We start from the raw sequence: 15,696 nt of genomic DNA on the forward strand, positions 1-15,696 counted from the left end.
ATAAATGAAAATCGAAAACATTGACGTAAACTCTTATCCCGGTTCGGAAAAGGTATACATAGACGGCGAAATGTTTCCTATCAAGGTAGCTATGCGTCGGGTCAACCTCACTCCGACAGTCGATATAGTCAACGGAGAAAAAGTCATCACCGAAAATGCTCCCGTCTACGTCTACGACACCAGCGGAGTCTACACCGACCCCAATGTCAAAATCAACATCAACGAAGGTCTGCCACGCACACGCGAGGCCCTCATAGCCCAACGCGACGACCTCGAGCAGCTCCCCCACATCACTTCCGACTACGGACGTATGCGCGAGGAAGACCCCATGCTCGACAATATCCGTTTTGCCCACCGCTATGCGCCCCGACATGCCGCCAAGGGCAAGGAAATCACACAGATGGCATTGGCAAAAAAGGGCATTATCACTCCTGAGATGGAGTATGTGGCTATCCGCGAGAACAACAACGCCCGCGCAATGGGCATCGAAAGCCACATCACTCCTGAGTTTGTCCGTGCTGAAATTGCCGCCGGACGAGCCGTACTCCCCGCCAATATCAATCATCCCGAAGCCGAACCTATGATTATAGGCCGAAACTTCCTTGTCAAACTCAACACCAATATCGGCAACTCGGCCCTTTCGTCAGGCATCGAGGAAGAAGTGAGCAAAGCCGTGTGGAGCTGCTACTGGGGAGGAGACACGCTGATGGACCTCTCGACAGGCGACAATATCCACGAGACACGAGAGTGGATTATCCGCAACTGTCCTGTGCCGGTAGGAACGGTTCCCGTATATCAGGCACTCGAGAAAGTCAACGGCCGCGTCGAAGACCTCACATGGGAAATATACCGTGACACTCTCATCGAGCAGGCCGAGCAGGGCGTAGACTACTTCACAATCCACGCCGGTGCGCTCCGCGCCCATGCCGACATGGTCAAGGAACGTCTTACCGGCATCGTGTCGCGCGGCGGCTCCATCATGACCAGTTGGGCCGTGATGCACAATGAGGAAAACTTCCTCTACACCCACTTTGACGAAATCTGCGAGATACTCGCCGCATATGATGTGGCCGTATCGCTCGGCGACGGTCTTCGTCCCGGTTCGATACACGATGCCAATGACCGTTCACAGTTCCTTGAACTCGATGTGCTCGGTGAGCTGACTGAGATAGCCTGGCGACACAACGTGCAGGTGCTTATCGAAGGTCCCGGCCATGTCCCCATGCACAAGATACGCGAAAACATGGACCGTCAGCTTGAGAAGTGTCACGAAGCACCGTTCTACACACTCGGCCCGCTTACGACCGACATCGCGCCCGGTTATGACCACATCACATCGGCTATCGGCGCGGCGCAGATCGCCTGGATGGGCACAGCAATGATATGCTATGTGACCCCAAAGGAGCATCTCGCCCTTCCCAACCTCGAGGATGTCCGCAACGGTGTAATCACCTACAAGATTGCCGCCCATGCCGCCGACATCGCCAAAGGCCACCCCGGTGCACAGGTGCGCGACGACGCCATGAGCAAGGCCAGATTTGAGTTCAGATGGAAAGACCAGTTCAATCTGTCGCTCGACCCCGCCCGCGCACGTCAGTACTATGTGGAAAGCCATAAAGATGACGACCACTTCTGCACCATGTGCGGTCCCAACTTCTGCGCGATGCGCATCACTCGGAAACTCGTCGACGAGTGCGCCAAGTAAGTTGACCTAACGCTTCCCACCAACCACGCGAGAGGGATTTTACTGAGACTGTAACACCCTCTCGCGCGTAAAGGTGCGGCAGTTGCGCCGCCCTTCTCCTCTACACGACTCTTTACACACGACTTATTTTTTTCATTTTCACGACTTATTTTTGTTTGTAATGACCAATAGGATACTGTGGGTCCTTTCTATTCTCACATTCTCACTATGCTCACTCCCGGCCAAGGCTCAGAGAGTGGCACTGAAAACTAATACCCTCGACTGGGTATTGATGTCTCCCAACCTTACGCTCGACACCCGGCTGTCACGCAGGGTCACATTTGAAATCGGTATTGCCGGAAACCCTTTTAGTAAAACGCCCTACGGCTCAGACATAATGCTTAAAAACATACGCATAGAACCCTCGTTGCGCTATTGGTTCAACCGACCGATGGCCCGCCACTTCATGGGCGTAGCTTTCAGCGGAGGCGTCTTCAATGTGCGTATGCGTCAACACTGTTACAAGGGCAACGAATTTGCCGCAGGACTCACTTATGGCTATGCACTCGTGCTCAACCGTCACTGGAATGTGGAGTTTACACTCGGCCTGGGCTTAGCCCGCGTGTGGGGATATGACTATCTCTACAACGAAGGACAGCCCCTCACCCGCAATATGAGCCGCTGGCTGCCCGCGCCTGTCGGCACCGGCATCTCGTTTTCTTATATTTTAAATTGATAACCGCGAAATAAAAGATATGTATATGACTATCACCCGACGCATCTATGCTTCGCTCGCGGCTATCATGCTGACATCGGCAGCCGCGAGTGCCCGCGACATCAATGTGCGCGGCATTGTGACCAATACCAAAGGCGAACCGCTCCAGGGCGTGTGTATCTACAATGTGGAGACAGACCAGTTGCTCGCCAGCACCAACGAAGAGGGCAAATATCTCGTAATCATCGACAGTGACGGCAAACTCGCCTATTCGATCCTCGGCATGGAGGACACCGAGGTGCCGGTCGAGGGCCGTCTTGCCATTGACGTAGTGCTAACCGCCTCGTCAATCACTCTTGATGAGGTGCTCGTAAAGGCCAAAGGCAAACTCAAGACCGTAGCCCCCGAGCCTACCGACATCGAAATCAAAGGCAACTATGCCCACATCAAGACCCGTGTCAAAGTACCCCACAGACTGTTCAACTCGTCCACCCGACTGATCATACAGCCGGCACTCTATAACGTAACGGCCAACAAGATGTGGTATCTCAAACCGCTCGTATTTGACGGACGACGTTACAACATCACTCAGGATCGCATGCTCGACTTCAATCTGAACGCCGACCCGCTCACTCCTTATGTCGAAGTGCAGAAACACTCCAGCCACAAAGACGATATGATATTCTGGAGCGACTCGGTGTATCTCGATAATCCCGACCAGGACTTTCACTGCGACATGCTCATGGCGATGGAAAATTACAATCGCGTGTTTTACCGCGATACCACCACCATATCGCGCGGAACGGTCAACCCCATGCGCTTCTTTCAGTACAGTCTGCTCGGCACCGAAGTGACCGACACTACATTCTATCCCACTCCGGAGATGCAGATGCGCGACACTCGCGGCGATGTGATGCTTACATTCAAGGTAAATGACGCCCGACTCTATATGGACCAGGGCAACAACCGAGCCGAGATGAACTCACTACTCAGCCAACTGCAGCACATCGAAAATGATCCGGACGCAGCTCTCAAAAGTTTTCATATCTACTCGACATCCTCGCCCGAAGGCAACTATGCCAAAAACGTAGATCTCTCGAAGAGACGTATGCAATCGGCTCTCGAGCTCATCATGGATAATCTCTCGCCCACCACCCGCCGCTACATGGAGGTAAAAAGCGATGCATCGGTCGAACCGTGGGAGTCACTCGTGACAATGCTCCGTGCCGACAGTCTCAACACCGAGGCTGACGCCGTGGCCGATATAATCACAAAATATCCCGGTCAGATGGATGCCCAGTCTGTCAGAATACGCAAGCTCCCGTTCTACTCGTCACTTATTCCCGAGAAGTATCTTCCCCGTATGCGTAAGGTAAGCTACGAATTCCTTACCTCTCAATTCCGCTATCTGACTGATGACGAAATCGCTGAAGTGTACAAGACCGACCCGAAGTCACTTTCTCGTTACGAGTTTTTCAGGCTGTATCGCTATATAGCCAATACTCCGGCCGAAAAGGAAGAGTATCTGAAAAAAGCACTGGAGACCCATCCCAGTTTCCTTGTAGCCGCAACCGACCTTGCAGCCATGAAACTCGAGCGCGGCGAGGCCGACTATGACCTGCTCGGCAATTATCTCCAGCCTGGCAAGAAGATTAAGAAAATACCCGACGAGGCCCGACTCAACCACATAGCGGCGTGTCTCGCCTCACATCATTATCTCGAAGCCGACTCGCTCGCCTCGCTTCTTCCCGACACACCTCGTTTTCATAAAGCCAAGATATACACCGACGTGTTCAATGGCCGTTATGAGGGTGCGATGCAGGAAGTCGCAGCCGAGTCACCTGTCAATGAAGTGGTGATACTGCTGGCTCTCAAAGCCAATGACCAGGCATGGCGCAAAGCATCCAAACTCGGAGGCTCGGCCGAAGAGGAATACCTCAAGGCCGTAGCCGCCAACCGTGTAGACGAATACATGGCGGCCGTGAGTCATCTCGAAAACGCCCTGCGTCTCAAGCCGGAGCTTATAGAAATCGCCAAAATAGACGGTGACCTTATTGACCTGATGGAAGAACGTGAAGAAGAGGAGGTACAGTTATGAAAACGACATTACGCAAGATATATATTATGATAGGCACCTGTGTCATGCCGGCAGCAACTTATGCTGCCACAGGTGCGCCGGTAGCCATTGACTCGACCATGAATGCACTCGACTATGTGCTCCAGCGTCCGGCTCCAGCAGAAAAGTTCCCGCAAAAACGCTTCGGTGACCATCTGTTCATTTCGGCCGAGGCCGGTCCAGACTGGATGCGCACCAATGCCAATCTCACCGGCGCGTCACTCTCTGACGCCGGCTATCGCATGGGGCTGACAATAGGCGACTGGATAACTCCGGTGCACGGATGGAGACTTGGCATCAGCGGCGGACGCCACCACGGAGTGAAGGATACACGTCCCTTTTTCGCAGGTCTGTCGCTTGACTATATGATGAATCTTTCGGCCCTGCTTCGTAAGGACAACCCCTCACGCCGATTTGAGCTGATAGGCATAATGGGACTCGAGGGCCAGGCACTTCACCGTGACGGACATCGTCTGTGGGGTGCCGGTGGAGCGAGAATCGGACTGCAACCAAGACTCTATGTCACATCATCCACCTATCTCTATGTAGAGCCCCGCATAGGCATTTACACTGATGGGCTTGATGACGTTAAGACATGGCACCGTTATGACTGGAATGCATCGGTAATGGTAGGCCTTGGATACCGTATGACAGGCGGCCGTGGCATCAGTGTTGACAATTCACTGTTTTCCAACGATTATTTCAGAGACAATGTATTCATCGGAGTGTCGGGCGGCGTTGTCGGTCTCGGCAATTCCACCTCGGAGTGGCGCAAACGCAAAGGCATGACCGGAATGTTGTCGATAGGCAAATGGTTCAGCGCGCCCGCCGGACTGCGTCTTTCGGTAGGCGGCACATCCCTCAGACAACAGATCGGTCAAGACCGCCGTAATGGAGTAATAGCCGATCTCGACTATATGTGGAACCTCAATTCGGCCTTTGTCGGATACAATCCCGACAGCAAAATCGAGACAAATGTAGTGCTCGGAGCCAGCGCGGTATACCTCTCAGGCGAAGGCAAGAAGTTTTTCCCGGGACTGCATGCCGGATTGCAAGGAATGTGGAAAGTATCGCCTTCGGTCGGTCTTTATCTCGAGCCAAATGTGAGAGTGTTTGACAAAAAAATCACAACCACAAGCAGTCGTTATGCATTCATGCCGGGTGTGAATGTTGGTCTTGTATACCGTTTCAACTCATCGGAGAGCTATGACTATTACAAGTCATCGTTTGATTATAGCGAATTTCTCTCATCGCGCCGCTACTTCTTCGATTTGCTTGGCGGAGTGCTCATGCGCTCACGCGAATGGTATCCCAGTTTTACCACAACAATCAGCTTTGGTCAATGGTACACACCCGAGAGTGCGTGGCGCATCAGCGGAGAGTATGAGACCATACGAAAGGGATCGAACTATCGTTCGCTCACACTTTCGGCCGACTATATGCTGAGCCTGTCGACTCTCGCCGGAGGATATGACAGCGAACGCGCATTTGATCTCGACGCATTTATAGGTCTGACGGCCGGAGTTGCCAACTACAATCATGGCCGTAACAGTATAATATGGGGCCCGAGGGCCGGTCTGCGCGGACGTATAAGCGTATCTCCCGCGGTTGACATTATTCTTGAACCGCAACTGCAACTGTTGTCAATACCCGACTATACACGCCGCTATAATCCTGAAGTGCGCTTTCTCGCCGGTGTCAGCTATAAGCTCAACCGCACCAAGAGCGAGCGCACAGCCTCGACTGCCGGCATTCTTGGCGGCGAGCTACACCCCTATGTCAACCTTGCCGGAAGCCCGATGCTCTACAGCGAAAGCATCTCGCAACCGAATATGCGCAAAGTGTCGGGAGGATTCTCGCTCGCAGCGGGAGGATGGCTTACCGGCGCGTCAGGTCTCCAGCTCGGCTTTGCATATGACTGTCTGCCGTTCAACTCGCGCAGTAATCAGGAAATCAAGACTGTCAGTCTTGACTATATGCTAAATCTCACAAATGTGTTTACAGGCGAGACAGGGCGTAGATTTGAGGTCATCCCGATGCTCGGCCTCGGTGTCGGCTGGGGCTCATGCCAAAACTCCAAAGCGGCATTGGCTATCGAAGGCGGCATAAGAGCCGGCTATCGCATCACCGACAACCTTGACCTGACTCTGACCCCGATGGTGACCGTATGGCAACCCCGCATCAACGGCACACGCTACAACAACCACCATTTCGTGGGTGTAGGCCGATTGCCGGTGGGCATTTCATATCGATTCTAAAAATTTCAGTATCAGATATAAGAGTAATATGTTTTCAGAAGAATTAGAAAAATACGACTGGGACGAGACAACCCGTTTCATCTCCACGCGAACAGCCGCCGATGTACGTGCGGCACTGCGTAAAGAGCATCTGAGTGTCGAAGACTTCATGGCTCTCATCTCACCGGCCGCCGAGCCGTATCTGGAGGAGATGGCTCAGCTCAGTCACCGCTATACGCTTGAGCGTTTCGGCAAGACAATATCAATGTACATCCCCATGTATGTATCAAACGCCTGCTCAAACTGCTGTGTGTATTGCGGATTCAACCACAATAATCCGCTCACGCGCGTGACACTGACAATGGATCAGGTGCGCGCCGAGTGTGAGGCCATACGCGAGCTCGGCCCGTTTGAAAACCTACTCATCGTATCAGGCGAACACCCCAAAATCAACGGAGCCGATTATATCGAAGAAGTGCTCAAGACTGCTCGCCCCTACTTCAACAATCTCACTATCGAGGTAGGCCCCATGAGCACTGAAGAGTATGAACGACTCACACACAGCGGGCTCAACGGCGTGGTGTGTTTTCAGGAAACATATCACAAGGCCAACTACCGTAACTATCACCCCAAAGGCATGAAGTCGATATTTGACTGGCGTGTCAACGGTTTTGACCGCATGGGACAGGCCGGAGTCCACAAGATAGGTATGGGTGTGCTGATCGGCCTCGAGGACTGGCGCACCGACCTCACCATGCTCGCACGCCATCTCCGCTATCTGCGCAAGAACTATTGGAAGACCAAATACAGCATCAACTTCCCGCGCATGTGTCCTGCCGAGGGCGGCTATCAGCCCAAGGTAGTGATGAGCGACCGCGAACTGGCCCAGGTGACATTTGCATTCCGCATCTTTGACCACGATGTCGACATCTCCTACTCCACCCGTGAAAATCCGACATTCCGCGCCAACATGATGAAGCTCGGAGTCACATCCATGAGTGCGGGCAGCAAGACCGAGCCCGGAGGTTACCGCTCGACTCCCGACGCCCTTGAGCAGTTTGAGGTATCCGACCCGCGTTCGCCCAAGGCCGTGACCGAAGAAATAAGGAAACTCGGTTATGAGGCTGTGTGGAAAGACTGGGACAAAATTTTTGACTGAACAAAAGTCTGAATGACTATTCTTAACGTGTAAAATCCCCGCTTTAAGGGATTTTACACGTTTCTTTTTCCAGGATGCCATATAGTTGCGCGAGTAAGCATACAGGAGTGAAGATGAATTTTGTCAGGTGAGTGATTTTTTGTAACTTTGGGGTCGCAATTATCGGTTTAACTACACGATTGTAAATGAAGGACAATACTAAGATAATATCAATCGGTCAGATTGACCTCTCTTCCGACATACAGCACAACGCACCGACTCTTGACGACCTGCCTGTGATACCACTTCGCGACATGGTGCTTTTTCCGCAGGTGACATTTCCCATTATGATGGGGCGGGAGCTTACAGTGCGTACAGTCAACGCCGCCTATGAGAAGAGCATACCTGTAGGCGTATTCTGCCAGACTGATCCGGCTATAGAGAATCCCGATGTAAAGGACCTCTACCCCTATGGCGTGGTGGCCGATGTCGTAAAAGTCATCGAGCTGCCTGACGGCACACACACCGCCATACTCAACGCCCGCAGCAAGGTTAAAGTCACCGGTCCGGGTAACGGCGAAACCATACCCGGCGCGCTGTCAGTATCGGTCAAGGAGTGTCGGGAGACCAATCCCCGCCCCACCGACAAAGAGTTTGCCGTGCTTGTCGAGGACATACGCTCGACCACACTGCGTATCCTCGGACAGAATGGTGAAAACCCGAGCGAGCTCATGGTCAACATCAAGGATCTCAGCGCGCCTCCCTTGATGATCAACCTCATATGCACCCACGCAGGATTTGAACTGCACGAGAAGATGGATCTGCTGCGTCACTCACGTCTCAAGGACAGAGCCATGCATCTCATGTCGCTCATAGCCCGTCAGGAGCAATTCTCGGAAATACGCTCCGAGATACGTCGCAAAGCCATGAAGAATATTGACGAACAGCAGCGCAACCATTACCTCCAGCATGAATTTGAGGTATTGCGCGACAAGCTGTATGGCAATGACGATGACAGCGTGGAGTTTGAGAAAAAAGCCGAAGGCCTGCTCATGCCTCAGAACGTGCGCGACGCATTCAAAAAAGAAATCGAGAAGCTGCGCCGTCTCAATCCGCAGAGTCCCGACTACTCAGTGCAGTACAGCTACCTCCAACTGCTCACCGATCTGCCCTGGGGCGTGCTCGACACAGTAAATGCCGACTTTTCAGAAGCAGAGAAAACTCTTGACCGCGACCACTACGGACTTGAGAAAGTCAAGGAGCGCATACTCGAACAACTGGCCGTGATGATGAATACTCCCGAAGGCCGTTCACCCATCATCTGTCTTGTCGGCGCGCCCGGAGTGGGCAAAACGTCGCTCGGACAGTCGATAGCACGTGCCCTCAACCGCAAATACCAGCGCGTGTCGCTCGGGGGTCTGCATGACGAGGCCGAGATACGCGGCCACCGCCGTACCTATATCGGAGCAATGCCAGGCCGCATAATTGATGCAATCAAGCGCGCGGGCAGTTCCAATCCCGTATTGCTTCTTGACGAAATCGACAAGACCGGCAATGACTTCAAGGGAGACCCCTCAGCCGCATTGCTCGAAGTTCTCGACCCGGAGCAGAACAGCCATTTTCACGACAACTACGTCGATGTCGACTATGACCTGTCGCACGTACTGTTCATAGCCACAGCCAATACACTCTCGACCATACCGCAGCCTCTGCTTGACCGCATGGAGATAATCGACATATCGGGCTATCTCATAGAGGAGAAAATCGAGATCGCACGACGTCATCTGATACCACGCGTGGCCACTGAAAACGGCTTTGGCGCGGAAGAGATTGAATTTACGCCCGAAGCCATCACCCGCATCGTCGAGAGTTATACAAGCGAAAGCGGTGTGAGACAGCTCGAGAAACAGATAGCCAAAGTGGTGCGTAAGATTGTACTCCACAAGATGCGCGGACAGGAATATTCACTCACGGTGACTCCCGATAATCTCCGCGAGTATCTCGGAGTAGAACGATACACCCCCGAACGTTACGAAGTGAGCGACATACCCGGCGTTGCAGTCGGCCTGGCTTGGACAGCCGTCGGCGGAGAGATACTTTTCATCGAGTCATCATTCTCCGAAGGCAAAGGTGACAAGCTAACGCTCACCGGCAACCTCGGTGACGTGATGAAAGAGTCGGCCGTAATCGCCTCGCAGATTGTACGCTCGCGCAGCAGCCGATATGGTATCAGCAGCGAGTGGTTTGACACTCATGCACTCCACATACATGTACCCGAAGGAGCCATACCCAAGGATGGCCCGTCGGCAGGCATCACCCTCAGCACTTCGATACTTTCGGCCCTCACCGGCCGGCCCGTGCGTGACCGTCTGGCAATGACAGGCGAAATCACACTCCGCGGCAAGGTGCTCCCCGTAGGCGGCATAAAAGAGAAAATATTGGCGGCCAAGCGTGCCGGCATAACCGACATCGTGCTGTGTGCCGACAACCGCAAGGACATCGAGGACATACGTCCGATATATCTCGAAGGGCTGACATTCCACTATGTAAAAAATATCGACGAAGTGTTTGACATCGCCATCAAAGAGCAATGAAAAAAATATTTATACATCTCGCGCTAATGATTGTGGCAGCCATTGCCATCGGCTGGCTTGCCATGCTGTGGCTTGACTCATGGACTCGTCACGGAGAGACCATTTCAGTGCCGGCAGTGCGTTCATTGGCTTATGACCGCGCAGTAGACATGCTCACGGCCGAGGGCCTGAAAGGTATCGTGGCCGACTCGGTATATGACAACCGTACTCAGCCGGGCACCGTGATAGAGCAAAATCCCAAAGCCGGAACCATCGTAAAAGAGGGGCGCGAGGTGTATCTCACCATCAACGCCTTCTCACCCAAGATGGTGACACTCCCCTCGCTATCCGATATATCTCTGCGTCAGGCCCGCTCGATACTCGAGGGTCTGGAGATACACAACATCGTGGAACGACGTGTGCCAAGCGACTTCAAGGATCTCGTATTGAGTGTGCGCTACAAAGGCTCGCGTCTGCATCCGGGAGCCCGTGTGCCTGTAAATGCCACGATAGAGCTTGAAGTCGGGCAGGGTATGCCCGAAATCAGCCTTTCAGACTCGACCGCTGAAAACGGCGCGGATGAAGAGGAAGCTGTCGAACATCTTGACCTATTCGATTGACATGGCGCAGCAGGATATCGACAACGACGATCTTGACATGCTTGACCCGTCGGTGGAAAACAACGGAGACGGCACCGGAGAGATGTATGAACATTTCCGTTTTGTGGCCGACAAGGGCCAGCAATTGCTGCGCGTGGACAAGTTTCTCGTCGCACGGCTCGAACACTCGTCGCGCAACCGTGTGCAGCAGGCGGCCGAAGCAGGGTGCATACTCGTAAACGGGAAAGCGGTAAAATCAAACTATCGCGTAAAACCTCTTGATGTGGTGCAGGTGGTCATGGACCGTCCGCGCTATGAGTTTGAGATTATAGCCGAGGACATCCCGCTCGACATTGTTTATGAAGACGATACCGTGCTCGTAGTCAACAAGCCGGCCGGGCTTGTCGTGCATCCGGGTCACGGCAACTATTCAGGTACTCTGGTCAATGCTCTCGCCTGGCATTTTCGCGACAATCCCGACTATGACGTGTCAGACCCGCGTCTCGGACTTGTACACCGAATTGACAAAGACACATCAGGGCTGCTCGTGGTGGCAAAGACTCCCGATGCGAAGACACATCTCGGCAAACAGTTTTTCAACAAGACCACCAAGCGTGAATATAACGCGCTGGTATGGGGTGTTCCCTCCCCGGCAGCCGGCCGCATAGAGGGCAACATAGGCCGTAACCCCAAAGACAGACTTCAGATGGCCGTCTTGCCCCCCGACGACCCGACGGGTAAACATGCCGTCACGCACTACGAAGTATTGGAAGACTTTGTGCATGTCGCTCTGGTCAAATGTGTGCTTGAGACCGGACGTACACATCAGATACGCGTACACATGACCCACAATGGACATCCGTTATTCAGCGATGCCCGATATGGAGGAGACAAAATACTCCGCGGCGAGCGCAGCGGGTCATATCAGAAATTTATAGCCAACTGTTTTGAAATATGCCCGCGTCAGGCTCTGCACGCCCGCACTCTCGGCTTTGTTCACCCGGTGACAGGAGAGGAAATGTTTTTCTCCGCGCCCATTCCATCCGACATGACCGCACTCATAGAAAAATGGCGTAACTACGCGTCACATATCTAGATGCGGACCATCACATGCCGAAAAAATCACTTATTGTATATAAGAGCATATAATTTTTGTGCCGTCGGAGCACCGTTGTAACGTGGATTTTTCGTAATTTTGCACGCAGAAAGCACGGTGTGCCATATTCGACAAGCCAAAACTCTTCATTATCACATATTATGATTGACAATCTTCCACCAATCAAAGTTTTTGCCGGTACCAAGTCGCAGTACATGGCCGAGGAAATTTGTCGTGACCTGGGTGTAGATCTGGGCAAGATGAACATCCAGTATTTTGCCGACGGCGAATTTGAAGTCTCGTTTGAGGAATCAATCCGCGGATGCGAAGTGTATCTCGTACAATCCACATTCCCCAACTCGGACAATCTGATGGAGCTTCTCCTGATGATTGACGCAGCCAAACGCGCGTCGGCCGCCTCGATTATCGCAGTGATGCCATATTTCGGATGGGCACGCCAGGACCGCAAAGACAAACCCCGCGTATCAATCGCCGCCAAACTTGTGGCCGACCTGCTCACCACAGCCGGCGTAGACCGCGTAATCACAATGGACCTTCATGCCGACCAGATACAGGGCTTCTTTGACATTCCTGTCGACCACCTGTATGCATCGTCGGTGTTCATACCTTATATACAATCGCTCAACCTTGAGAATCTTGTCATCGCATCGCCCGACGTAGGCGGAGCCAAACGAGCCAACAGCTACTCAAAATATCTCAACGTACCCCTCGTGCTCTGCCACAAGCAGCGCGCAAAGGCTAATGTCGTTGCCTCGATGACCGTAATCGGTGACGTAAAGGACAAAGACGTAATCATCGTCGACGACATGGTCGACACCGCAGGCACCATAACCAAGGCCGCCGATCTCATGAAAGCCGAAGGAGCCCGCAGCGTGCGTGCTCTCTGCTCACACGCTATCATGAGCGACCCGGCTTCGGAGCGCGTGGACAACTCCGCACTTGTCGAGATGATGTTTACCAACTCCATCCCCTTCAACAAGAGCTGTCATAAGGTGACCATACTGTCAGTGGCCCGTTTGTTTGCCGACACTATACGTCGCGTTCACACCCACGAGTCCATTTCGTCACAGTACCTTATAAAATAAGCGGGGCTTCGAAAAAGTCCGATAAAGTCTGAAAGAGTTGAGATAATGGTTTCATAGACACAAGCCTATTATCTTGACTCTTTTTTACCAATACAGACCTTAATTCAATTATTACAACCCAATAGCCATGACTCTAAAAAACATTATGGCCTCCACAGCAGTAGCAACTTTACTGGCAGGATGTTCAGCTTCAGCGGGTAGCGATGAGAAAATCATCGACAAACCCGAGTTTACATCAGCGACCGGCGTGTTTGACATAAGTGCCCTTGAGGCCTTAGGCACGGTAGGCGCACCCGTAGTATCACCCGACGGGAGCAAAGTACTCTTCGGTATCTCCTACGAGAGTCTCGAGGAGAACAGGAGCAATATGGACCTTTATGTGATGAATCCCGACGGCTCGGACATCAAACGTATCACCCGCACTTCCGGCAGCGAAAGTTCTTACTGCTGGATTGACGGCGGCAAAAAAATCGCCTTTATCTATGCCCCCGACGGTGTGGCTCAGGTGTGGGTGATGAACGCCGACGGCTCCGGCCGCAAGCAGGTGACCGACATCGAGAAAGGTGTAAGCGGATTTGTATTCTCGCCCGACGAGACCAAACTCCTGCTCATATCCAATATCAAATATTCACGCGATGCCAAGGATATATATCCCGATCTGCCTAAAGCAACCGGTCGTGTCATCGACGACATGATGTACAAGCACTGGGATCAGTGGGTGACAGAAATCCCCCACCCCTTCCTGGCCGATTTTGACGGCGCAAAGGCCACCAATGTGATTGACATTATGGCCGATGAACCTCGCTATGAGTCACCCATGCTCCCCTTCGGCGGCATCGAATCGTTTGCCTGGGCTCCCGACTCGAAAAGCCTCGTGTACACATCACGCAAGAAAGAAGGCAAAGAGTATGCCATCTCGACCAACTCCGACCTCTATCTCTACACTATAGCCGACGGCTCGACCCGCAATCTCACCGAGGGCATGATGGGATATGACACCAACCCCGTGTTCTCGCCCGACGGCTCGACCCTCGCATGGCTGTCAATGGAACATGACGGATATGAGAGCGACAAAAACCGCATCTTCACCCTCGATATGGCTTCAGGGACAAAGACCGACCTTACCGCCGACTGGGACTATACCGTCAATGAGATAGCCTGGAATCCTGATGGAAAATCACTCTGCTTCATCGCACACAAGGATGGTGTGACCCCTGTGTTTACAATCAGCACCGAGTCACACGAGGTGAGCGAAATCGCCAACGGCGTATGTGACTACGCGGGTCTCAACATAGCCGGCGACGGCACTGTATTCACCCGCCGTCACGCCATGACCTATCCCAACGAGATATGCAGTGTGGTCAACGGCGAGGTAAAACAGCTCACCAATGTCAACACCGAGCTGCTCGGCTCGCTCAAGATGCCCACCGTAGAGAAGAAGATGGTGCCCACCACCGATGGTAAGGAAATGCTCGTATGGGTGGTGTATCCTCCGGAGTTTGACCCCAACAAGAAATATCCCGCGCTTCTCTACTGCCAGGGTGGTCCGCAGCAGGCTGTCAGCCAGTTCTGGAGCACACGCTGGAACTTTGCCCTCATGGCCTCGAACGGCTATATCATCATCGCCCCCAACCGCCGCGGCCTTCCCGGTTTCGGCACCGAGTGGAATGCCCAGATTTCGGGTGACTATCCCGGCCAGAACATGCGCGACTATCTTGCAGCAGTCGACTACATGAAGCAGTATCCCTATGTTGACAGCGAACATATCGGAGCCACCGGCGCAAGCTATGGCGGATTTTCGGTATACTGGCTCGCCGGTAACCACGATCACCGCTTCTCGGCACTTCTCGCTCATGCCGGCATCTTCAATATGGAAGCTCAGTATCTTGAGACCGAGGAGATGTGGTTTGCCAACTGGGATATGGGCGGAGCTTTCTGGGAAAAAGACAACGCCACAGCCCAGCGCACATTTGCCAACTCCCCTCACAAGTTTGTTGACAAATGGGACACCCCTATCATGATTTCACATGGCGAGTTTGACTACCGCATCCTCTCATCGCAGGGCGAAATGGCATTTAACGCAGCCAAGCTCCGCGGTATTCCCGCCGAGATGGTAATCTTCCCTGACGAAAACCACTGGATACTCAAACCGCAGAACGCTGTAATGTGGCAGCGACTCTTCTTCCGCTGGTTTGACCGCTGGCTGAAGCCCCAGACTCAGGAAGCTCAGGCCGAATAACACATAAGCATAAACACAATCCTCAGAAGAGGTCCACAATCTATAACAAAGACAAAAAAACTTTTGTCTTTGTTTATGAAGTTGTTCAAACTTATTTCGAGATGTTAATAATACAGTAAAATAATAAAAATACAGCGCATTCAGCAAAGGGCGCACTATATTATAGTTCCCACACTCTAATATACCGTACCAA

General features: G+C 52.8%; 10 protein-coding genes. All 10 read left to right on the forward strand.

Features of this window, described 5'->3' with window-relative positions; translation table 11 throughout:
- Nucleotides 1–4: 4 nt before the first annotated feature.
- The 10 genes from thiC (at nt 5) to dpp5 (ending at nt 15,503) form a co-directional block, all read left to right on the forward strand.
- A complete protein-coding gene (gene thiC / locus QGT73_RS07245) occupies nt 5–1,705 on the forward strand; it encodes a phosphomethylpyrimidine synthase ThiC (protein ID WP_280121979.1) in 1,701 nt (566 codons plus the stop codon).
- Between the two features lie 160 nt (nt 1,706–1,865).
- Nucleotides 1,866–2,420 (forward strand): DUF3575 domain-containing protein, encoded by a 555-nt coding sequence (locus tag QGT73_RS07250; protein WP_123617097.1) that lies wholly within the window; start codon nt 1,866–1,868, stop codon nt 2,418–2,420.
- Between the two features lie 19 nt (nt 2,421–2,439).
- Nucleotides 2,440–4,497, forward strand: coding sequence for a peptidase associated/transthyretin-like domain-containing protein (locus QGT73_RS07255; RefSeq protein ID WP_280121980.1), 2,058 nt, complete (start codon nt 2,440–2,442; stop codon nt 4,495–4,497).
- Nucleotides 4,494–6,773: a hypothetical protein gene (locus tag QGT73_RS07260; protein ID WP_280121981.1), complete on the forward strand. Its 2,280-nt coding sequence runs from the start codon at nt 4,494–4,496 to the stop codon at nt 6,771–6,773. The genes QGT73_RS07255 and QGT73_RS07260 overlap by 4 nt, the downstream gene beginning before the upstream one ends.
- Nucleotides 6,774–6,801: 28 nt before the next feature.
- Complete coding sequence (gene thiH, locus QGT73_RS07265; RefSeq protein WP_123617094.1) at nt 6,802–7,911, forward strand: 2-iminoacetate synthase ThiH; 1,110 nt, start codon at nt 6,802–6,804, stop codon at nt 7,909–7,911.
- A 185-nt stretch (nt 7,912–8,096) separates the two neighbouring features.
- Complete coding sequence (gene lon / locus QGT73_RS07270) at nt 8,097–10,484, forward strand: endopeptidase La (RefSeq protein ID WP_280121982.1); 2,388 nt, start codon at nt 8,097–8,099, stop codon at nt 10,482–10,484.
- A complete protein-coding gene (locus QGT73_RS07275) occupies nt 10,481–11,083 on the forward strand; it encodes a PASTA domain-containing protein (RefSeq protein ID WP_280121983.1) in 603 nt (200 codons plus the stop codon). The genes lon and QGT73_RS07275 overlap by 4 nt, the downstream gene beginning before the upstream one ends.
- A 1-nt stretch (nt 11,084) precedes the next feature.
- Nucleotides 11,085–12,158, forward strand: coding sequence for an RluA family pseudouridine synthase (locus QGT73_RS07280; protein ID WP_280121986.1), 1,074 nt, complete (start codon nt 11,085–11,087; stop codon nt 12,156–12,158).
- A gap of 161 nt (nt 12,159–12,319) precedes the next feature.
- Complete coding sequence (locus QGT73_RS07285) at nt 12,320–13,264, forward strand: ribose-phosphate pyrophosphokinase (protein ID WP_123617090.1); 945 nt, start codon at nt 12,320–12,322, stop codon at nt 13,262–13,264.
- Nucleotides 13,265–13,409: 145 nt separating this feature from the next.
- On the forward strand, nt 13,410–15,503 hold the full coding sequence (dpp5, locus tag QGT73_RS07290) for a dipeptidyl-peptidase Dpp5 (protein WP_280121984.1): 2,094 nt from the start codon (nt 13,410–13,412) through the stop codon (nt 15,501–15,503).
- Nucleotides 15,504–15,696 lie beyond the last annotated feature (193 nt).

This window comes from Duncaniella muricolitica (assembly GCF_910574735.1).
Lineage (GTDB): Bacteria > Bacteroidota > Bacteroidia > Bacteroidales > Muribaculaceae > Duncaniella > Duncaniella muricolitica.